Raw genomic sequence first — 21,091 nt, forward strand, 5'->3', positions numbered from 1 at the left:
GCCTTGCAAATAGTGACAAGCTCAGCATAGCCAAGGTCTGGTATCAAACGCTCCGTAGTTGCTACGATTATTGCTTCCCCCTATCCCTGGACTATTTTGTCATTAGAATTTGTAAGTTGGTATGACATTTCCTTTCACTTCCTTTGAAAGATCTTATATCAATATACAAGTCGAATGGAGTTGATAACTAACAAATGAAAAAGACAAATCCATCTCTTATGATGAACTTGCCTCGATCATTTTCTTGTTAATTGTAATGTTTATTTTTTACTTCTAACTATCAACGCTACGCACTCCACATGACTCGTCTGCGGGAACATGTCTACGGGCTGTACCCATTGTAGCTCATAGCCGCCGTCCAGCAAGACTTTGGCATCCTTGGCCAGTGTCGACGGGTTGCAGGATACATAGACGAAGCGTTGAGGCTTGGTACGAAGTATGGTCTCCAGAAAACGACGGTCCAATCCTGTGCGCGGAGGATCTGCGATGATGACATCAGGCGTGAAGCCGCCCTTCACCCAGCGAGGCAGCAGTACCTCGGCTTCCCCTGTGTAAAAGGTTGCATTAACCCGCCCGTTCTGACGGGCATTGCGTGCCGCATCCTCGACAGCCTCAGGAATAACCTCGATACCGCGCACCTCGCTGGCGTAAGGAGCTAGCCACAGGCCAATCGTACCTGTCCCGCAGTAGGCATCTACGACCGTTTCTTTTCCAGTCAGCGCAGCTGCAATCCGTACACTCTCATACAGCTTGACGGTCTGCTGTGGATTGAGCTGGAAGAAGGCACGAGGAGAGAGACGGAATTCCAGATCGCCCAGTGATTCCTCCATCGCTTCTGTTCCCCATAGTGTATGGGTCCGATCCCCGAAGACGAGATGGGTCTTGCCAGAGTTAATATTCAGAGACAAGCCGGACATCTGCGGCAGCTCTTGCCGCAGCCTGCGAATGAGCTGCTCCTGCTGTGGTAGCTTGCTTCCTGCGGAGACGAGTGTCACCTGAAGCTGATCGGACTGGAACCCATGCCGTACAACAATCGTACGGATACCCTCGCGGTTGCCCTGATCCTTGTACAGCGGAATACGCAGCTCGTCCAGCACCTGCTTCGTCGCTGCTACCGCTTGATTGACCTTGGGATGCTGAATCGGGCAGCCACTAATATCCACGATCGTATGACTATTCATTTCATATAGTCCGGCTATGACCTCTCCCTGGCGACGGGTGACCTGTAGCTGCGCCTTATTGCGATAATCCCACGGATGCTCCATGCCTAGCATTGGCTTCATGGGTACGGAATCAAGTCCTGCATACCGATTGAACGCTTCACGGACAATATCGGTCTTGGCCTCCAGCTGTCCCTCATAGGACATATGCTGAATCTGACAGCCGCCACACTCTCCAAAGACAGGGCAGGGCGCATCGATGCGATGCACAGAGCGCTTCTCAATCTCCGTAAGAGTAGCCTGAATAAAGCCTTGCTGCACAGTATCTACCTTGGCCTTGACGACCTCATTCGGCAGCGCGCCCGTGATGAATACAGCTTTGCGCCGATAATAGCCAACACCTTCGCCGTTGATTCCCAGTCGCTTGATGGTGACGACGATCCGATCATTCGGGCGCAGCTCCTCTGCATCGCCAGCACTAGGCCGCTGGCGCTGAAAGGAGTGCTTATTTACTTTCGACTTGGGGGCGTCAGCAGCTTTCACATGTGAGCTCGTTTTTTGGGGGCCGGAATGGCCTACGCCTGGTTTACTTTTACTTGTACTGGGTTTGCCTGTACCCGGCTGGCCTTTACCTGATTGACCTTTACCTGATTGGCTTGTACTGGATTGATTGGCACTTGCATAACTTTTGCCTGATGTTTTGCCTCTATATGGTTGTGAATTGGATTGCTTGGTAGGTTGAGCCTTGGTTTGAGTCCCCTTGCGTGGGCGTGTGTGTTCACTCATAACGGTAAAATCTCCATCCTCTGTAGTATCGTGTCCACTATATCATGTGAGAAGGTGGAAAGCTATGTGGCGACTGGCGATAACGGGCCCGTGATTAGACTTTTTACAGGTGCGAAATAGGATGTAGACAGCTCAAATAGCACTCGAAGCAAAAGTTATCCAACCTGATCTTCCCCGTTAAACTTATTTTTAGATATTATAGTAGTAAGGTTGAGGTAAGCTTGCAGGCTTCCTCAGCTATTGAAATGATGCTGCTTTGATGGGAAAATAGAGTGTATTGGTTTTTTATAAGGGGTTATGAAAAATGAGTGTACAAGCACCGAGTCTAGAGCAGGCACGTGAGCTTTTGGTCAAATACTACGGATATCCCGACTTTCGGGAAGGACAAAAGAAGATTGTAGGCAGTCTCCTGGAGCGCAGCGATACGCTTGGTATTATGCCAACAGGAGGAGGAAAGTCCATCTGCTACCAGATCCCGGCCTTATTATATGAAGGAGTGACACTGGTAGTGTCTCCATTGATCTCCCTCATGAAGGATCAGGTGGATGCGCTGACGACGATGGGCATTCCTGCTGCTTATATTAACAGTACTTTGACTGGCAGAGAGGTAAATGATCGGCTGCGAGCTGCACGTCAAGGACAGCTGAAGCTGCTGTATGTAGCGCCAGAGCGTCTGGAACTGGACTGGTTCCGTGAAGAGATGAGCCAGCTCGGAATCTCCTGTGTCGCTGTTGATGAGGCGCACTGTGTATCGCAATGGGGGCATGATTTCCGGACAAGCTATCTGGCTGTATCTCCCTTCGTGGAAAGTCTGCCGGAGCGTCCGGTGCTGGCGGCCTTCACAGCGACGGCCACGCCGCAGGTCATGGATGACATTGTCAGGCTGCTGCGTCTGCGTGAGCCACAGACCTTTGTCACAGGATTGGGACGTCCCAATCTGGCCTTTAGCGTACTGCGCGGGGAGGATCGACGGTCGTTTCTGCTGAACTATGCGAAGGAGCATGCGGATGAGTCCGGGATCGTGTATGCCGCTACCCGTAAGGATGTGGATGATCTGTATATGCGCCTAAAGGAAGCAGGGCTCGCGGCCGGGCGATATCACGCAGGTATGAGCGATGAGGAGCGGGCGGAGAGTCAGGAGGCCTTCCTGTACGACGATATCCGGGTCATCGTGGCGACGAATGCCTTCGGGATGGGGATCGACAAGTCCAACGTACGGTATGTCATACATTATAATATGCCGAAGAATATGGAGGCCTACGTTCAGGAGGCAGGTCGTGCGGGCCGGGATGGTGATCCAAGCCAGTGCATTCTGCTCTTCGGACCGCAGGACATTGTGACCCAGAAGTTCCTGATTGAGCAGAACCCGCAGGATGAGGATCGCAAGCGCAATGATTACCGCAAACTGCAGCAGATGGTGGATTATTCCTATACGACTCGTTGCTTGCGCAGTGCGCAGCTGGACTATTTTGGGGAGCAGCATGACGGGGAAGGGTGCGGCAATTGCAGCTCCTGTACAGATGACCGCGAAATTGTTGATATTACCGTAGATGCACAGAAGATATTCTCCTGCATCCACCGTATGCGTGAACGGTTCGGCGCCTCCATGGTCGCCTCCGTGCTCAAGGGCTCACGCAACAAGAAGGTGCTGCAATACGGCTTCGACAGCCTGCCAACCTATGGTGTGCTGGGTAGCCGGACCGAGAAAGAGATCGTGGAGATGATCAACATTTTGATCTCGGAGGGATATTTATCCTTGTCGGAAGGACAATACCCAGTAGTACGGCTGCAGCAGCTGGCGGCAGAGGTACTCAAGGGGCAGCGCCAGGTCATGCAGCGTGTGGTACGTCATGCGACGTCCTTCACTGGAACAGGCGGCCGACGTGCGAAGGATGCCTATCCGGCGGCTGTGAACGAGACAGTCTTCGAGCAACTTCGATTGATTCGGCGTGAGCTGGCTGCCAAGGAGCATGTACCTTCTTATATTATTTTCAATGATGCGACGCTGCGTGAGATGAGTGTTGCCACTCCTCTGACCGAAGCAGACATGCTGCGTGTGAAGGGTGTAGGTGAGGTGAAGTTTCGGAAATACGGGCGTCCGTTCCTGGAATTCTTCCAGAAGCAGTCCGAGGCGGAGCAGGTTCCCTATGATGATGGATTTGACGACTACGCAGGGTACTAGATGACTTTAAGGTTGCTGTTCAACTGCTATTCATCTTAGATCAAAGAACAGCAAGCTTATCTGTGGTCGACAGGACTCCTGCTTGCAACGGTTCTATACTCACAGTGGTTCCCGTCAAGACACTAGCAACCTGCCCTACGAATTTAAATAAAGAAGGTGAATTATGAAAGTTGTTCTCTCAACGCTGAACGCAAAGTACATTCATACATGTCTTGCGATTCGTTGTCTGAAGGCTTACAGTGACAAGGATTTTGACATTGAGCTGGCAGAGTATACGATCAAGGACCCGGTCATGAACATTGTATCGGACTTATTCCAGCGCAAGCCGGACGTCATCGGATTCTCCTGCTATATCTGGAATATTGAAGAGACGATCAAGGTCATTGATATTGTGAAAAAGGTTATGCCCGAGGTACGCATTGTACTGGGCGGGCCCGAGGTATCCTATGATACAGAGGACTGGATGAAGCGCCTCAGGAATGTGGATTTCATCGTCATGGGTGAGGGAGAAGAGTCGTTCCATCAGCTGCTTCAGGAGATCGAGGGCAAGGGAAAGTACCATTTTGTCTATGGGCTTGCCTACCGCAAGGGAGAAGAGATCATTCTGATGCCAGGCCGCCCGAAGGCCGATCTGAATGACTTGCCTTCACCGCACCGTTTTGTGGAGGATATTCCCGAGCTGGCGAATCGGATTGTCTATTTTGAGACGAGCCGCGGCTGCCCGTTCAGCTGCCAATTCTGTCTATCCAGTATTGAGGTTGGAGTCCGGTACTATGATATCGAGCGAACGAAGGCAGATATCATCTATTTGATTGATCAGGGTGCTAAGCTTATCAAGTTCGTGGATCGGACGTTCAATATCAAGCGTGATTACGCTCTAGAGATGTTCCAGTTCCTGATCGAGAACCACCGGGGCTGCGTGTTCCAGTTCGAGATTACGGCGGATATTATGAGACCCGAGGTGCTGGATTATTTGGCAGAGCATGCTCCGCCGGGGATCTTCCGCTTCGAGATCGGTGTCCAATCTACGAATGATCCGACGAATGAACTGGTCAAGCGTCGTCAGAATTTTGCCAAGCTGACGCGTACCGTGACGAAGGTCAAGAACAGCCGCAAGATTGATCAGCATCTGGATCTCATTGCAGGCTTGCCACAGGAGGACTACAATACATTTCGCAAGACGTTCAATGATGTATTCGCACTGGAGCCTGAGGAGCTGCAATTGGGCTTCCTGAAGATGCTTCGAGGTACCGGACTGCGTCTGGATGCAGAGAAGTACAATTACACGTATATGGATGTAGCTCCATACGAGATGCTAAGCAATGATGTTCTGTCCTTCGAGGATATTGTACGACTCAAGCGTCTGGAGGATGTACTGGAGAAATATTGGAATGCGCACCGGATGGATCGTACCTTGAAGTTCCTGATGGAGCAGGAATTTCCGTCTGCCTTTGACTTCTTTCAGGAGTTCGGTGATTACTGGGAGGGGCAGGGCTGGCAGAAGATCGGTCATCAGCTGGAGGATCTCTTCATGCGTCTGCACTCTTTCCTGGAGCAGCGGGATACGAAGAATATGGAGATCATTCTTGGCCTGATGAAGCTGGATTACTTCCTGAATCACAAGTACAAGCCGAGGAAGATCTGGTGGGATTTTGGGCTGGAAAAGGACGAGTGGGGCAGCTATATGAAGCTGGCTGCCGAGCAGCCAGAGAAATTGCAGGCGGTTCAAGGAGATATCACGGATATGGACGGTGGGCTCGAACATAGTGGGCATGGGCGCGAGCTTGAGACAGGGAGCAAGAGCACAGCGGCATTTGCAGAGCTTCGACTGGGAGAGCGTGAGCTTCAGAAGCATGCGGTGCTTGAAATCCTGCCCTTCGATCTATCAGCAGTGCTTGCGGGTGATGCCGCAGCAGTGGCTCAGGGTCGTACATTGGTACTGGTGGTATATCAACAGCAGAACAATCAGAAGCCTCTTTATTATACGATGAAGCTGGAGCAGGAAGCTGCCGCTATTTAACTATCGAATATGAAGCTGCACCTGAGCCTTGTTGGTTAGCGACTCAATAATGATGGTAACAAGATGAACCCGAAGGTCCTAGGCTACTCTATTGAGATAGCTGAGGCAGTCGGGTTCTTTTGCTGTTATATGTAGGGACTTTGGACGGAGCTAATGCTACTTGGGGCTTATTGCCAGCTATTCATCCTCCACGTATACTATTAATTAACATCCAATTTGCACCAAATCGAAGAAGTGTTACAAACGGGTATTCGTATTTCTGACAACAGTACAGTAACTGCTAGAAGAGTGTGATCGGTCACAGTCTGCCTTGCAGCGTTCCTGGATTGTTGTTTTGTCATGGAAAGAATCTCTGTACCATCGGATGGATGACGATGCGCACAGCTATAATCACAGTGGTTCACAACGTCTAACAGTGGGGAAAGCGTAAATAACAAAGGAGAGTGACAGCATGAGTGAACAGGATAATTACCGTTTTCAGGTTAATCTGAGCGGCATGATTCAGATTCTATCAGATCATCTATATAGTAATCCCAAGGTGTACATACGAGAGCTGATGCAAAATGCAATAGACGCCATCACGGCACGCAAAGCCCAGGACCCCGGCTATGAGGAGCAGATTCTGGTGCAGGTTACGGGTACGGGCACTGAGGCTACTCTGATGATTGAGGATAATGGTATCGGTCTTACCGAAGCGGATATTCACGAGTTTCTGGCGATGATCGGTCAATCCTCCAAGCGGGGAGAAGGGCTGGAGCCCTTGCAGGAATCGGGCTTTATTGGTCGGTTTGGCATCGGCCTTCTATCCTGCTTCACCGTGAGCAATGAGATTGTCATGATCACCCGTTCCGCGAAGGGGGGACCCGCCCTCGAATGGAGAGGCAAGCCCGATGGCACCTACTCGATCCGTAAGCTGGATATGGATCTGTCGATAGGTACAAAGGTATATTTGCGCTGCAAGCCTGGCTTCGAATTGTACTATGAGCCAGAGCTGCTGGCTGGATGGTTGTATGACTATGGCGCGCTTCTGCCTTATCCAATCAAGTTGCAGGATCAGGAGCAGACCCGAACGATCAACGAATGGCGCCCAACATGGATTACGGAGCCAGGATTGGCACGGAGTCATCGGGAAGAGGTACTACAATTCGGCTCAAGACTGCTGGGTGAACGCTTCCATGACTTTATTCCGTTGCAGACAGCCTCTGGACGTACAGGAGGCATTGCCTATATATTGCCGCAGACCGTGAATCTGAATGCGAAGAAGACCCATCGGGTGTACCTGAGGAACATGCTGGTATCGGACAAAGCACAGAATGTGCTGCCGGATTGGGCATTTTTCGTAAAATGCATCATCTGGACTGATGAGCTGCAGCCAACAGCATCGCGTGAGGACTTCTATGAAAATGAACGTCTGGAGGAGGTTCGGACCGAGCTGGGTGAAGCCTTGCGTCAGGAGCTGGTTCAGATGGCTGATTCAGAGCCGGAACGACTCCGCCAGACGATACGTCTGCACGCACTCTCGATGAAGTCATTGGCTATGGAGCATAAAAACTTCTATCGAATGATTTATCGCTGGCTACCCTTTGAGAGTACCTTCGGTTCCAAGGAGCTAGGCGAGCTGCTGGAGGAAGGCAGAACCCTGTATTATACATTAACGTTGGACGAGTATCGGCAGATTACCCATGTCGCTGCGGCTCAATCCTTACTTGTCGTGAACGGTGGCTATCTGTACGATGCGGAGCTGTTGGCAACCTTGCCAGACATCCTGCCTGAGGTTGCCACGGAGCGATTGATCCCGGAGGATGTGTCGCTTGCATTCACGGAGGTGACAGCAGCGGAGCGGATGCGCTTTTATGAGCAGGTGCTCCATGCGGATGCTGTGCTGCAGCGTTTTCGCTGTCGTGTTGAGCTGAAGCGCTTCAAGCCAACAGAGCTGCCAGCACTCTTCACACTGTCCAAGGAATCCTCTGACATGCGGGCACTGGAGGCTGCTGAGGAAATTAGTCCGCAAGCCATATCCTCGGTCCTGGGAAGCCTTGGCTCCAAATACCGTGAAGCCGCATACTCCACGCTCTATCTGAACCTGGATAATCCGCTCGTAGGGCGCTTATTCGAAGCAGGCCTGACGAGCATGCTCAAGCCAGCAGTTGAACTGCTCTATGTGAATTCGCTCCTGATGGGGCATTATCCGATGAATAGACAAGAGCTGGCTGTGCTCAATCAAGGAATTTTACATTTTATAGATATGGGATTGGCAACAGATACAGCTCGTAAGGGCACAAATGATGGAGGGGATACACTATGAGTACCGAATTCGATGAGTTGATGAGTCAGGCCTACGCATTGCCGAATGGCAGGGCCAAAATTGCTCTTTTGGAGGAGGCCATTCGTACAGCGGATGTGCTGAATTTGGTAGAGGAGGGATATGCGGCTCGTTCAGAGATGGTAGAAGCAGGGACCTTTGGCGGCTATCCGATGAAGGCACTGGTAGCCTTCTCATGGATGCTGGGGCAGTTCGACCGTGAGCCGGAAGCCTATGACGAATTCGACTTACTATGGTCCTATAAATGGATTCTGAACAGCATCTCTGCATTTCCGGAGATCAGCTTGAAGCAGATTGATAATCTGCTGGAGGATATGAGGACACGCTATCAGGAATACGGCTACAGCGATCGCACATATTACTATTATAAAAGTCTCGTTGCCCTTATGTGCGGTAACATTGCCGAGGCTGGAGTCTACATGGACAAGGTCTTGGGCATGGAGCGCGATGGTATGAGTGACTGTATCGCCTGTGAGCAGGATCAATTCGTAGAGTACGAGCAGGTGGCAGGGAACATTGATGAACTGTTGCGCAAGGCCGAGCCGATCGTATCAGGACGTATGACGTGTGGGGAGATTCCGCATAAGACCCTGTCCCATCTGTTCCTTCCACTTCTTGAACGAGGCGAGACGGAACGGGCGGATAAGCTGGAGCGCAAGAGCTATCGTCTGGTCAAAGGGGAAAGGGACTTCATGATTCCGATTGCTCGGCATATTACATATCTGCGCAGAGTTCATCCGATGAAGGCGCTAGAGGTGTTCGAGAAGCATGTGGCGATGTCCATTGATCTGGAGAATCCGATTGCGAAGCTACAATTTGATGGAGCCTCAGCAGCGTTACTGCGACAGCTTGCCGAGGAGGAGCAGGGACTTCGACCCGTGTTACCGGCTTCGCTGCCTTATCAGGGAGATGCGGGGAATTTGCCGGGTCTTGCTCTGTATTTTGCGGAGCAGGCTCAAGCTACAGCCCAACGGTTGGATCAGCGCAATGGCAACAGCTTTTATACCGAGTTGCTCACAAAGCTTTAATAGACTGAGCTTAGTGCCAACTACAGCAGAAAAAAAGCAAGAAATCTATGACTATACTCGGCAGTATAGCACCAGGCACAGTAGCTATCGCCCGAACCAAGCTGATGACCTCCAAAGATTAACCAGATTGTTCATGTTTTTATCATAATGTGCATTTTATGCTCCTTCGCTTCGGGCTAGAATGAGAGTGACGTATTCTTCCTATCAAGGCTGAAAGGGACGATTCCTATGAATCAAGGACAGCACGCAGTTGTGATTGTGGGTTATGGAGGCATGGGGAGCTATCACGCCAAGCTCATTGGGCAGGCGAATAGTCTCCGTGTAGTTGGAGCTTATGATATTCAGACAGATCGGCAAGAGGCCGCTGTGCAGGATGGCTATCGTAACTATGACAGCTATGCATCCGTGTTGAATGACACGATGGTAGATACAGTGCTGATTGCTACGCCAAATGATGTGCACAAGGACCTGGTCATAAAGGCTCTCAAGGCTGGCAAGCATGTCATTTGCGAGAAGCCTGTAGCTTTGTCGGTAGCGGAATTCCGTGAAATGGTAGCTGTTGCCGAGCAGACAGGACAGATCCTCATGGTGCATCAGAACCGCCGCTGGGATGAGGATTTCCGTATAATCAAGCAGATGTATGATCAGGAGACCATTGGTGGGCTGTTCCGTATCGAATCTCGTGTACATGGGGCGAATGGTATTCCTGGCGATTGGCGTCATCTGGAGCAATATGGAGGAGGCATGCTGCTGGATTGGGGTGTACATTTGCTCGATCAGCTGGTCTTCATGGTGGATAGCAAGATTACCAGTATCAGTGGTCGGCTCAGCTACATTCTCGGTGATGAGGTGGATGATGGCTTCGAGGCTATTCTGGAGTTTGAGAATGGCGTCTCTGCACTGGTAGAGGTGGGAACGACCAATTATATTCCACTCCCTCGCTGGTATGTGAAAGGAACGGAAGGTACAGGCATCATCGAGGATTGGTCGCTTAGTGGTCGTGTGGTGACACGCAACAAGGATGTAGGTCGTATCGAACCGAAGCCAATTCAGGCGGGTGTGGGGCTCACGAAGACCATGGCACCTCCCTCGGAGGAAGCAACGATTACAGAAGCGCTGCCACAGCCCTTTGAGCATGAGAGCAGCTTTTATGACAACTATGTTGCGGTAGTAGAAGGGACGGGTGTGCCGATCGTGCGTAATGAAGAGGTGCTGCGGGTGCTGAATATTATTGAAGCGATCTTCACCTCGGCGCGCACTGGGCAGGCTGTACGAGATTTCGATCTATTCTAGACACTTTCAAGATTAAGGAGTATAGCGCCTAAATTGTATTCCATATAAATGATGTAGTTGTTCTAGTACCTTGACCAGATTAACTATGTGTACACAGCCGCTGTAAGCGGGGAGTCCCGTTTTTCGGGAGACAATGTTCCTAAAAAGGAATAAGGTCCGGAGAATATCTCCGGACCTTTGCTGCGTTGCAGTTCCTGAACGTGCTGCATCTACATCAATGTTGCTGAGCCTACACCTGTTGCATATTGTCTGCTGTATTCACAGCTGCTGTTTCTATCCAGGCAACTCTTATTTTTTGAAAATTTCGAAAATAACATCCGCATTCTTGGTGTTATCAATCAAGCCTGCGAAATTCTCTTTGCCTGGTCCATAAGCGTATACAGGCACTTCCTCACCCGTATGTCCACCTGTGGTCCAGCCAGTGAAGGAGCGAGTATTGAAAATCTCTTCAATCGCATTATCAATGTCTGCCACGTCTTTACCTACCGTAGCCTTCACCGATTGGATCTCCTCTGGTGTCAGCTCAAGTGCAATATATTGACTCAGCACCGTCTCCACATCTGCACCACCCGCAATTTCATTGGCCATGAAATCTGGAGTGCGCTTAGCTGCCTTGATCGGCTCAACATTGAAGTTATATTCGCCAGCAGCACCCAGGCTGAAGCCGCCTGTGGAGTGATCGGCAGTAGCTACTACAAGGGTATGACCATCCTTCTTGGCAAAATCAATCGCTGCTTGGAATGCTCGCTCGAAATCTTCCATTTCGCTCATGGCAGCGACAACATCGTTATCATGACCTGCCCAGTCGATCTGGCTACCCTCAACCATGAGGAAGAAGCCTTTATCATTCTTGCTCAGACGATCAATCGCTGCGTTCGTCATTTCCTCAAGGGAAGGAGTAGCGCTGGTACGGTCAATCATCTTGTCCAGTCCACCGTCTGCGAACAAGCCAAGTAATTTGGTGTTGCTATCCTTCAGCAAAGCATCGCGGTTGGTGACATAGCTGTATCCGTCTTTGGTAAATTCCTTCGTCAGATCACGGTCTGCACGAACAAAGTTCGTCTTTCCGCCTCCGAGCAGCACATCCACCTTATGCTCCCCATTGATCAATTCATCATAGTAGTCATTGGCAATAGCGTCCATGTTCTTGCGGCTAATGTCATGCGCACCAAAAGCGGCAGGTGTTGCATGTGTAATCTCGGAGGTCGCTACAAGACCCGTGGACTTGCCAATTTCCTTCGCTTGCTCCAGCACGGTCTTCACGTCCTGCTGCTTGGTATCTACAGCAATAGCCGCATTGTACGTCTTCACACCAGCTGACATAGCTGTTGCTGCGGAAGCCGAGTCCGTAATATTCTGCTTGTCATCATCCGGATAGGTCATTTGGGCACCGACCAGGTATGGATCAAATGCGGTCAATTCCTTTTGTGGAGTGTTAGGGTTGTCCTTCATGTAACGGTGTGCCGTAATGTAAGAGAAGCCCATACCATCTCCCACCAGAAAGATAACATTCTTGATCTCGCCAGTGTTGGTAGCCGCTGCAGCCGGCTGTGCTCCCGGAAGCAATGAGGCCATCATCACGGTTGATAAAATTGTAGCAGGAATCAGCTTTTTGCTGAATTTGGATAACATATACTACCTCCTGAAATGAGTGGAATATAAATACTTACATATAAAGATAAACTCGAAATATTATCATATGTTCATATTTGTGTTAATGAACTGTTAATTATATGGGAAATACACTTCTGTATGATGCTGGTAAGTGGTAGAGGGCATGTCGAAGGTCTGTGCTTACGCTCGTTGTGCTGTGTGGGCTGTGGGCATAGAAAAAAGCACAGCATAGCTGTGCTGGTGAGGGTTATGAAGCTACGAGGTGGTATTATAGCCTTTTGAGAATGGCAGTGGCCGCATCGGTGCACCCTGCTTCATGTACTGGATGAGCACCTCAACCTTTGTATACATTCCGCCTGCATTGACTCGGTAGCCGTTGGTATGGCCAGGGACATTGATTCCCCGCTTCACCGTGAAGGTCACATCAATTCCAAGGCTCTTGGCAAGACGCAGCGTATCTGCATTATGCCCTCCGTAAGGAAAGGCGAGTACGTGCAGATGATTGTTCAGTTGTGAGTCCAGCAAGCTGTTGGCCGTCCGAAGATCCTTCAGCACTCTCGCTTCAAATTCAGCCTGAGTCTCCATGCGTCCAAGCGCCTTCAAGTGAATGGGGGCCATGAGTAGCGGCTTTTGTTTGGTGTGCTCTTCATTGACGTAACCGTACCCGTGCGAATCATTAGTGTGGTTGTAGAAATCAATTCCCTTGGCATGCATTTCACGAATCTGCTCCCACGAGAGCTTGGCAACTCCGATATGCTTGGGGTTGTCTATTGTAGCGGTAATGACGAAATTGGTAGCTGGGGCGCCGTATTCCTGCAGCACAGGATAAGCACTGGTATAGAACGATTCATAGCCGTCATCGAAGGTCAGCAGGACAGCATTATCCGGTACAGGAGCACCATGAAGGACGAAGTTCACATACTGCTCCATCGAGATCCATTGAAAATGATTCGCCTTCATCGCCTCTAATTGAGCACGGAAGGAAGCAACACTAATGGATTTATCGTCCACCGGATTCGGGCTGACATCGTGGTACATGAGCACGATCACCTGATTGCGATAATAGGTCTTATCTGGTGTAGCTGAGGTATGGAAAATATGACGGGCCAGCCTGTCCGCATTGGCTGTCCGGGTATGTGCGGCCTTATCGGGCAGCGGTGAATGATAGTAGTCCTGCATGCTCCAGCACAAGAGTACGAGTACGCTGGTGAGTACCAGGATCAGCGAGACTATTTTTAACTTATGTAATTTCATGGATTCAATCCCTTTGACACAAAATTAAGCCTTTGGCAGAAGACTTTACCAAGATACCATGATTTGCGTAACGATGAACGACAATTTTGTCATCATATTTTTCATACACACCTTGATATTAACATATTGATAATATGTTTGTTTGATGATATTATTTTGTTAATAACAAATAGATAATATCAAAACGGTGAAATAAACTTGATAAAGGATGGTGACATGATGCTGGGATGGAAATTTGTGAAGTTTCAACCAAGCGAATATGTAATGAAGTTCCGGAGCGGCAAGGTAATCAAAGAAGGTGTGGGACTTTCCTTTTATTATTATGCCCCGTTGACTTCGATTGTGGTTATCCCAGTCTCATCTATTGATGTACCCTTCATGTTCGATGAGATGACTCGGGATTATCAGACGGTGACGGTGCAGGGACAATTGACTTATCGAATTACAGATTTTCGTCGCATTTCCCGACTGCTGAATTATACCTATGATCCCAGGAAGCACCGTCATCTCTCCGATGATCCGGATAAGCTGTCGCAACGCGTCATTCATATGGCAAAGGTGCAAATTCAGAAGCATATTGAGCATATGCCCCTAAAGGAGGTACTGCAATCAAGTGAACGTCTGGCGGGCAGCATTCGTCAGGAGCTTCGAGTGCATGAAGAGCTGGAGCAGCTAGGAATTGAGCTAATCGGTCTATCGATTCTGGCGATCCTGCCCAATAAGGAGACGCTGCGAGCATTAGAGGCTGAGGCGCGGGAGGAAATATTGCGACAGGCAGACGATGCCCTCTATGAACGACGTAATTCCTCGATTGAGCAGGAGCGACGTGTGAAGGAGAATGAGCTGAATACCGAAATCGCTGTGGAGGCCAAGAAGAGGCAGATTCAGGAGGCCAAGCTGGAATCCGAGCGCTTCGCCCTACAAAAGCACAATGAGATGAAGGAGGAGCAACTGAACCACGACACCCTTCTGGAGGAGCGCAAGCGTGAGCTGATTGAGCTGGCTGTTGCCAACAAGAAGGCCGAAGCGGATGCCAAGGCCTATGAATTGACAGCTGTCATGCGTTCACTGGAGGGAGTGGAGCCGGCTCTGCTGCAATCCATGACTCAGATGGATATGAATCCGGATAAGCTGATTGCCATTGCCTTCCGTGAGATGGCGGAGAACGCAGAGAAGATTGGTCAGCTGAACATTACCCCGGACTTGCTGCAGGGCTTGATGGAGGGGTCTAGCGATCATATGCGGACGACGAAGGAGCGGCGGGGCGATGGATGGAAATAAAAATAAGCGGGATGCCAAGTTTGTCCTGATTACCCGAAAGTCGCGTCTTGCGGAGTTGGTGGTTCGCTACAATACGGTGCAGCAGGCCCGCTTTTATATTGAGCGTCTGGGAGCGGATTTTGGAGATTACATGCAGGAGGATCAGGATTATAAAGCAGCACTTGCCAGCGTGCAACAGCAGCTTGCTGAGCTAGGGAGAGTGCAGCTGGTGAATCGTGCCTATGTGCCGAATTTTATATTCGGTCCTGAGGATATCGTCGTGGTCCTCGGTCAGGATGGACTCGTAGCGAATACGATGAAGTATCTGTCTGGCCAGCCGCTGGTGGCTGTGAATCCAGATCCTCTTCGCTGGGACGGTGTACTGCTCCCCTTTCTGGTGCAAGATGTTAAGGCCGTTGTGCGCGATGTACTTCAGGGCTATAGATCCAGCCGGGAAGTGACTTTGGCACAGGCTACTTTAAATGACGGTCAGATCATCTACGCTGTGAATGATCTGTTCATCGGACGCAGGACTCATGTATCTGCACGCTATCTCCTTCAGCTCCAGGGTCGGCAGGAGACCCAGTCTTCGAGCGGAGTTATTGTCTCGACGGGTCTCGGCTCTACAGGATGGCTAAGCAGTGTAATGACTGGAGCCTCAAGGGTCGCAGAACAGGTAACAGGCCAGCGGATGTCATGGACCTCCGATCAGCTTCGACAGTCCGAACGACAGCCTGTGAAGGAGGAGCGACAGACAGAGCAGCCTATAGCGCAGAATAGAGGCATGGATATGAACCGTTATAGTCGCTGGAGCTTACCCGAGTTGTTCTTTACAGTAAGGGAGCCATTTGTAAGCCGCACAACAGGTGGTGAATTAGCTTGCGGCTGTATTGAGCAAGGCCAGCAGCTTCGAATCACATCGCAAATGCCTGAGCAGGGCGTGATCTTTAGTGACGGTATGGAGGAGGATTATCTCGAATTCAATGCAGGTGTTGAAGCTATAATTCGTAGAGCAGACAAGGCTGGCAGTCTGGTTGTATAGGAACTGATATTAGCTTGCTGTTCGTTTATGCTCTCTCTGCTGGTTGGATCTGTGAATGTTTGGATAACCTATAAACGGGAGACTCTGAGTGATCAAGGTCTTCCCTATCTATGGTTGAAGGAGGATGAGCATGGAGCATCTATCTGAGGATCAAGTTCGGAATAAGCCAGACCCGAAGGGCGATTCATTGATGGAGAAGAAGAAGCTGTCCCAAGGACAGGACATTGAGCCAGAAGCAGAGGAATGGGTATCCAAGACCACACCGACCGCCACGGATGATCTTGATTCCTAAGCTCTTGGAGGATATCTTTTAGACTTGAAGAAGTATGCGCAGCAGATTGCCACTTGAGGCCAATCTGCTGTTTTTTTGCAGCATCCGACAGGAAAATCCTGTAGAATGATGATAAGATTGTGAAAATGGAGGCGATTCCATGAAGTATGTAAATACCTTCCTACTGGTAGCCCTACTTATACTTCTTAGCGGCTGTCATACGAATCCGCCAGTACAGGCCCCGTTGGAGCCTTCTCCGGTATATATCAATGAGGATGCCTATACAGGAGAAGAACGTGAGGTGATTTCCATAATTAATCGTAGTCTGGAATCTTTAAATGCAGGTAAGGAGGAGGAGTACCTGGAGCTGTTGCATTCGAACACTCCTTTACAGGGGATGCCGTCCTACCGGGTGAGCCATACGAGAGTTGTAAGAGATATTCAGATTCAAGAGCAGCGGAACGTCTTCCAGGTGGTGGTTCCTATCAAAGAGAAGCGTTACGGAAGTGAAGATGAGCTGGATTACAATTATGTACTTCAACGGGGAAAGCAGGAGGGTGACAGCTGGAAAATTGTCGATAAGGATTGAATAACGGACTGAAGTAAACGTACACAGTGAGCTTCTACTCATGCGACTGACCTATTCAGCATAACGTTAACGTGTAAGCAGGAACAAAGATCATCCAAATAAGGAGGCTATATAATGGATCAGGAGCATCAACTGCGGGAGATTAATTCAAGACTCACACATATAGAGCAGATCATGGAGCAGAGGAATCGAACGACCAAGAAGCTGTTAATTATCCTGATTGTGCTGGTAGGGATTCCAATTGTGTTCTCATTATTTTTCTTCATTATTGGTGTTCTCCAATTCGTAGCAAGGTAGACCGTACGCCCCCTTCAAATACTACTTTGGTGGGTTTGCTCCAGTCCTCTGATTCTTGGTAGAATTGTTCTATCTTATTCGTCTTTGGACAGAGGGGGAGTTATGGAGAACTGGATTACGTCCTTTATGGAGGAATACGGTTATTTAGGCATTATGCTTATGATTGCTTTGGAGAATGTGTTTCCGCCCATTCCGTCTGAGGTGATTCTGACCTTCGGCGGCTTTATGACCACAACATCGGAGCTGACTGTGCCGGGTGTAGTCGTTGCAGCAACGATTGGCTCTGTGCTCGGAGCTGTCATTCTGTATGGAGTGGGTCGTATTCTGAGCGTGGAGCGGATGGAGAGCATCGTAGAGCGTTGGGGGCATATTTTACGAGTCAAAAAAGAGGATATTCGCAAAGCGGATGCCTGGTTTGATAAATATGGTCCTTGGACCGTGCTGTTCTGCCGGATGATACCGCTGATTCGCAGTCTAATCTCGATCCCGGCGGGAATGTCCGGTATGAATTTCTGGGTGTTTCTATTCTTCACCACGATAGGTACCCTCATCTGGAATGTCATTCTCGTATCAATCGGTGCGGCACTAGGAGATCGCTGGGAGGATATTCTGGCCTTCATGGACGTATATTCTAACGTTACATATGCATTCATTGCTGCATGTCTGCTGATCTTCGTCATCTACTGGTTCCGTAAAAAAAGAAAAAAAGCGTAGCCCATGCATCCCCGTCCTGATTACGTCTCCCTCATAAGTCTATTATGAGCGGCTTCAGGACGGGGATGCTGTGTCAGAAATGACTTGGCTGAACTATTCCAGCCTGTACAATAGAATGAGATTGAAATTACATATTCGGGAAAGAGTGATAACGATGAGTCTGGAGCAATCGGAAGACAAGACAGAACTGCTGGAGCAGGCTGAGCAATACGTGAAGGAACAGCTTCAATACGATAGTAGCGGGCATGACTGGTGGCATATTTATCGAGTGAGAAAGATGGCTGTAGCTCTCGCCAAGCAGGAAGGGGCCAATGTAACCATCTGTGAACTGGCAGCTCTGCTTCATGATGTAGCGGACGCTAAGCTGAATCCCTCCAAGGAAGAGGGACTGAACAAGGTGCAGGACTGGCTCCAAGGGCGAGACCTGGACAAGCAGGACATGGCACATGTTATGGATATCATCGCAAATATGTCCTACAGTGGTGGTCATAGCGTGCCACTGGGAACGTTGGAAGGCAAGATTGTACAGGATGCGGATCGGCTGGATGCCATCGGCGCCATCGGAATTGGACGTGCCTTTGCTTATGGAGGGTCCCGCGGGCGTCTTATGCATAAGCCGGGCACAGTAGCTCAGGAATTTGCAACGGAGGAGGAGTATCGCAGTCATCAGGGAACGACGATTCAGCATTTTGACGAGAAGCTGCTCAAGCTGCGCAATCTTATGCACACCGAGGCCGCTCGCAAGGCTGCAGATCGTCGACATGCCTATATGGAGGGTTTTCTCAAGCAATTTGAGCAGGAATGGGAAGCAGAGGATATTTTTGCTGGAGAATGATTCTATAGCTTGGTTATAGCTGGTTGATCGATTCAGATAGAGAGTTAAGTAATAGGAAGTTCAAAATAGGAGATGCAGATATAGAAAGTGGGTGTAGAGGGTGCAGCTGCAGTTGGTTCGGCCTTCTCTAAAATGGCAGGAAGGGTATCTGAGATTTTACGAGAATTGGGTAGCTAGTGGTGAGCGAATGGTACCTTGGGTTATCGCACGGAATCCAGAAGATTTCGAGGAAATGCTGGCGCTGCTGTGCGGAGATGAACAGGCAGGCGAGCAGGAGGGGCGGGTCAGTAACTCCACCTACTGGCTTGTTAATCCTCAGCAGCATGTGCTTGGGGCGGTGAACATTCGACATGAATTGGGACCAGGGATGCTGAATCGTGGTGGCCATATTGGCTATGGTCTTTGTCCCTCAGCACGTGGCAAGGGCTATGCTAGCGAGATGCTAAGATTGGCGCTAATCGAGGGAGCAAAGCTAGGATTGGAGAAGGTCTTGCTTACCTGTGATGATACCAATGCGGCCTCCTTCCATACCATTGAGGGCCAGGGAGGGCAGCGCGATTCGGATTTCCGAGAGGATAACGGCAATCTGGTGCGCAGATACTGGATTGATTTAAGGGAGCAGAATCTCAGGGAACAAAAGGGGTATGATCCTGCTCAAGTGAATCTGTCTGTCCAGAACGGACATTTTCCAGATCATGAAGTGCAGATTAGAGCGTATGCGTCCGAGGAGGATTTGCATTATGTAATCGAAGCACACGCACGTATTTACGCTGAGGAATACCGTTATGATGATTCCTTTACGGCGTTCGTCAAGCAGACGGTATCCGAATTTGATCGTCACCATGATCCTGCGCGAGAGGGAATGTGGCTGCTGGAGATGGAGGGCCGCCCGCAAGGGTGTATCGGCATCATTAAGGCAGCTTCCGAGGGCGACTGCGCTCAGCTGCGCTGGATGCTTGTGGAGCCAGAGGCCAGAGGTAACGGCTATGGACGTATTCTGATGGAGCATGCGCTGCAGTTTTGCCGGAAGGCAGGGTGGGAGAAGGTCATCCTGTGGACCAATGCCGAACTGATCGGAGCACGGGCGCTGTATACTGCCTGTGGCTTTCAACTGGTAGAGACACGGGAGCAGCTGTTATCTGGCCGATTGCTGACGGAGGAGCGCTGGTTGTTGTCTCTATAAAGCCGTCGTTGCCGAACTTCTGGACAATATCCTGCATATGGATGAGTATACTTCACCGTATACTGCAGGTGATTCGGAGCGAGGCGATATCATGCTTGAAGTATGCAAAAAAACTGTATCGATCATCGGTGTACCTATGGATCTGGGAGCGGGACGACGTGGTGTGGATATGGGTCCTAGTGCCATCCGTTGTGCGAGAGTACAGGGGAAGCTGGAGTCGCTTGGATATCATGTGGTGGATCGTGGCAATCTGGTCGTTCGTGAGCCTCGGCATGAGGAAAGAACTGATGAACGCCTCAAGCATCTGCATGAAATTCGTAGAGTCAACACCCGGTTGGCTGCGCTGGTATCGCAGACGATCCGTGAAGGAGAGCTGCCTCTGGTGCTGGGAGGGGATCACAGTATTGCGATTGGTACGATCAAGGGACTGCTAGAGCATGTCCCCCGTCCTGGTGTCATCTGGTTCGATGCACATGTAGATGCCAACACAGCAGATACTACCCCCTCTGGCAACATTCATGGGATGTCGCTGGCTGTCTGCCTTGGATACGGAGATCCACGTTTGACGGGGATCAGGCAGTGTGGACGCACGCTACAGCCAGGCAATGTCGTAATTATAGGAGCACGCTCAATTGATCCTGGGGAGCGGTTGCTGCTGCGTGAGCTGGGGGTGACCGTGTTTACGATGCATGATCTGGATCGCAAAGGGATGGGACGAATCATGGAGGAGACATTAGAGCGTCTGTCTGGTACGGATGGTATCCATCTGAGCTATGATATGGATAGCCTCGACCCCAACGAATCTCCGGGTGTCGGGACGCCTGTCCCTGGCGGCATCACATATCGTGAAGGTCATTTGGCTATGGAGATGCTGTCAGCATCAGGTATGCTCATCTCCGCTGAGTTCGTAGAGGTGAATCCCGTACTTGATTTGGCGAATAAGACAGCACTTGCTGCCGTCGAGATGATAGGCTCGGTCTTCGGGGAACAAATATGAGCATACGAAATTATCTTGAGAACTAATAGCAGTTATATTGTGAATTTACGAAGTTATCGTGAGGACTAATGAAGTTAAATTGTGCAGTACTGTAGATAGGGTATATCTTATGAGTACAATTCGGAAGTTTATATCAATAGGTATCGTTCATAGTGAATAAAGAGCAGCGTTTAATTAACGATGTGCGGTCAAAAAAAGGCAGCGAGGCTATTGTCAGTGAACGACAATAGCCTCGCTGCCTTT

At 49.9% G+C, this 21,091-nt stretch carries 17 protein-coding genes; 14 read left to right on the forward strand and 3 right to left on the reverse strand.

Features of this window, described 5'->3' with window-relative positions:
• Window positions 1-260: 260 nt before the first annotated feature.
• Window positions 261-1,946 carry a 23S rRNA (uracil(1939)-C(5))-methyltransferase RlmD gene (rlmD, locus tag MKX74_RS06250; protein WP_341177831.1) on the reverse strand — a complete coding sequence of 562 codons (1,686 nt, stop codon included), beginning with the start codon at window positions 1,944-1,946 and terminating at the stop codon, window positions 261-263.
• Between the two features lie 304 nt (window positions 1,947-2,250).
• Here rlmD and recQ point away from each other — a divergent pair, with 304 nt between their 5' ends.
• The 5 genes from recQ to MKX74_RS06275 all read left to right on the forward strand — a co-directional run bounded on the left by recQ (window position 2,251) and on the right by MKX74_RS06275 (window position 10,792).
• Window positions 2,251-4,128 carry a DNA helicase RecQ gene (recQ, locus tag MKX74_RS06255; RefSeq protein WP_341177832.1) on the forward strand — a complete coding sequence of 626 codons (1,878 nt, stop codon included), beginning with the start codon at window positions 2,251-2,253 and terminating at the stop codon, window positions 4,126-4,128.
• 163 nt (window positions 4,129-4,291) lie between these two features.
• A complete protein-coding gene (locus MKX74_RS06260; protein WP_341177833.1) occupies window positions 4,292-6,148 on the forward strand; it encodes a B12-binding domain-containing radical SAM protein in 1,857 nt (618 codons plus the stop codon).
• 451 nt (window positions 6,149-6,599) lie between these two features.
• Complete coding sequence (locus tag MKX74_RS06265) at window positions 6,600-8,453, forward strand: HSP90 family protein (RefSeq protein WP_341177834.1); 1,854 nt, start codon at window positions 6,600-6,602, stop codon at window positions 8,451-8,453.
• Window positions 8,450-9,499, forward strand: coding sequence for a hypothetical protein (locus tag MKX74_RS06270; RefSeq protein WP_341177835.1), 1,050 nt, complete (start codon window positions 8,450-8,452; stop codon window positions 9,497-9,499). Before MKX74_RS06265 ends, MKX74_RS06270 begins: the two co-directional genes overlap by 4 nt.
• 228 nt (window positions 9,500-9,727) lie before the next feature.
• Window positions 9,728-10,792, forward strand: coding sequence for a Gfo/Idh/MocA family oxidoreductase (locus MKX74_RS06275; RefSeq protein WP_341177836.1), 1,065 nt, complete (start codon window positions 9,728-9,730; stop codon window positions 10,790-10,792).
• A gap of 288 nt (window positions 10,793-11,080) precedes the next feature.
• Here MKX74_RS06275 and MKX74_RS06280 read toward each other — a convergent pair whose 3' ends face one another.
• On the reverse strand, window positions 11,081-12,367 hold the full coding sequence (locus MKX74_RS06280; RefSeq protein ID WP_445667304.1) for an alkaline phosphatase: 1,287 nt from the start codon (window positions 12,365-12,367) through the stop codon (window positions 11,081-11,083).
• A 294-nt stretch (window positions 12,368-12,661) separates the two neighbouring features.
• The gene (locus tag MKX74_RS06285; RefSeq protein WP_341177837.1) at window positions 12,662-13,660 is read right to left on the reverse strand and encodes a polysaccharide deacetylase family protein; all 999 of its coding nucleotides are present in this window, start codon (window positions 13,658-13,660) and stop codon (window positions 12,662-12,664) included.
• A gap of 219 nt (window positions 13,661-13,879) precedes the next feature.
• Here MKX74_RS06285 and MKX74_RS06290 point away from each other — a divergent pair, with 219 nt between their 5' ends.
• The 9 genes from MKX74_RS06290 to rocF all read left to right on the forward strand — a co-directional run bounded on the left by MKX74_RS06290 (window position 13,880) and on the right by rocF (window position 20,848).
• Window positions 13,880-14,941 (forward strand): SPFH domain-containing protein, encoded by a 1,062-nt coding sequence (locus MKX74_RS06290; protein WP_341177838.1) that lies wholly within the window; start codon window positions 13,880-13,882, stop codon window positions 14,939-14,941.
• Window positions 14,928-15,962 carry a sugar kinase gene (locus MKX74_RS06295; RefSeq protein WP_341177839.1) on the forward strand — a complete coding sequence of 345 codons (1,035 nt, stop codon included), beginning with the start codon at window positions 14,928-14,930 and terminating at the stop codon, window positions 15,960-15,962. The genes MKX74_RS06290 and MKX74_RS06295 overlap by 14 nt, the downstream gene beginning before the upstream one ends.
• A 130-nt stretch (window positions 15,963-16,092) precedes the next feature.
• Window positions 16,093-16,254, forward strand: coding sequence for a hypothetical protein (locus tag MKX74_RS06300; RefSeq protein ID WP_018886480.1), 162 nt, complete (start codon window positions 16,093-16,095; stop codon window positions 16,252-16,254).
• A gap of 139 nt (window positions 16,255-16,393) precedes the next feature.
• The gene (locus MKX74_RS06305; RefSeq protein WP_341177840.1) at window positions 16,394-16,822 is read left to right on the forward strand and encodes a hypothetical protein; all 429 of its coding nucleotides are present in this window, start codon (window positions 16,394-16,396) and stop codon (window positions 16,820-16,822) included.
• A gap of 114 nt (window positions 16,823-16,936) precedes the next feature.
• Entirely contained in the window at window positions 16,937-17,119 is a 183-nt protein-coding gene (locus MKX74_RS06310; protein ID WP_341177841.1) for a hypothetical protein, read from the forward strand.
• A gap of 102 nt (window positions 17,120-17,221) precedes the next feature.
• Window positions 17,222-17,833 carry a DedA family protein gene (locus MKX74_RS06315; protein ID WP_018886477.1) on the forward strand — a complete coding sequence of 204 codons (612 nt, stop codon included), beginning with the start codon at window positions 17,222-17,224 and terminating at the stop codon, window positions 17,831-17,833.
• 115 nt (window positions 17,834-17,948) lie between these two features.
• Window positions 17,949-18,668: an HD domain-containing protein gene (locus MKX74_RS06320; RefSeq protein ID WP_341177842.1), complete on the forward strand. Its 720-nt coding sequence runs from the start codon at window positions 17,949-17,951 to the stop codon at window positions 18,666-18,668.
• 100 nt (window positions 18,669-18,768) lie between these two features.
• A complete protein-coding gene (locus MKX74_RS06325; protein WP_341177843.1) occupies window positions 18,769-19,851 on the forward strand; it encodes a GNAT family N-acetyltransferase in 1,083 nt (360 codons plus the stop codon).
• Window positions 19,852-19,942: 91 nt separating this feature from the next.
• A complete protein-coding gene (gene rocF, locus MKX74_RS06330) occupies window positions 19,943-20,848 on the forward strand; it encodes an arginase (RefSeq protein ID WP_341180525.1) in 906 nt (301 codons plus the stop codon).
• Window positions 20,849-21,091: the final 243 nt, after the last annotated feature.

This window comes from Paenibacillus sp. FSL K6-1230 (assembly GCF_038002385.1).
GTDB lineage: Bacteria > Bacillota > Bacilli > Paenibacillales > Paenibacillaceae > Paenibacillus > Paenibacillus massiliensis.

Coding starts and splice junctions, on each gene's coding strand:
- rlmD (WP_341177831.1), bottom strand. CDS start 1,946: ATGAGTGAACACACACGCCCACGCAAGGGGACTCAAACCAAGGCTCAA.
- recQ (WP_341177832.1), top strand. CDS start 2,251: ATGAGTGTACAAGCACCGAGTCTAGAGCAGGCACGTGAGCTTTTGGTC.
- MKX74_RS06260 (WP_341177833.1), top strand. CDS start 4,292: ATGAAAGTTGTTCTCTCAACGCTGAACGCAAAGTACATTCATACATGT.
- MKX74_RS06265 (WP_341177834.1), top strand. CDS start 6,600: ATGAGTGAACAGGATAATTACCGTTTTCAGGTTAATCTGAGCGGCATG.
- MKX74_RS06270 (WP_341177835.1), top strand. CDS start 8,450: ATGAGTACCGAATTCGATGAGTTGATGAGTCAGGCCTACGCATTGCCG.
- MKX74_RS06275 (WP_341177836.1), top strand. CDS start 9,728: ATGAATCAAGGACAGCACGCAGTTGTGATTGTGGGTTATGGAGGCATG.
- MKX74_RS06280 (WP_445667304.1), bottom strand. CDS start 12,367: ATGGCCTCATTGCTTCCGGGAGCACAGCCGGCTGCAGCGGCTACCAAC.
- MKX74_RS06285 (WP_341177837.1), bottom strand. CDS start 13,660: ATGAAATTACATAAGTTAAAAATAGTCTCGCTGATCCTGGTACTCACC.
- MKX74_RS06290 (WP_341177838.1), top strand. CDS start 13,880: ATGCTGGGATGGAAATTTGTGAAGTTTCAACCAAGCGAATATGTAATG.
- MKX74_RS06295 (WP_341177839.1), top strand. CDS start 14,928: ATGGATGGAAATAAAAATAAGCGGGATGCCAAGTTTGTCCTGATTACC.
- MKX74_RS06300 (WP_018886480.1), top strand. CDS start 16,093: ATGGAGCATCTATCTGAGGATCAAGTTCGGAATAAGCCAGACCCGAAG.
- MKX74_RS06305 (WP_341177840.1), top strand. CDS start 16,394: ATGAAGTATGTAAATACCTTCCTACTGGTAGCCCTACTTATACTTCTT.
- MKX74_RS06310 (WP_341177841.1), top strand. CDS start 16,937: ATGGATCAGGAGCATCAACTGCGGGAGATTAATTCAAGACTCACACAT.
- MKX74_RS06315 (WP_018886477.1), top strand. CDS start 17,222: ATGGAGAACTGGATTACGTCCTTTATGGAGGAATACGGTTATTTAGGC.
- MKX74_RS06320 (WP_341177842.1), top strand. CDS start 17,949: ATGAGATTGAAATTACATATTCGGGAAAGAGTGATAACGATGAGTCTG.
- rocF (WP_341180525.1), top strand. CDS start 19,943: ATGCTTGAAGTATGCAAAAAAACTGTATCGATCATCGGTGTACCTATG.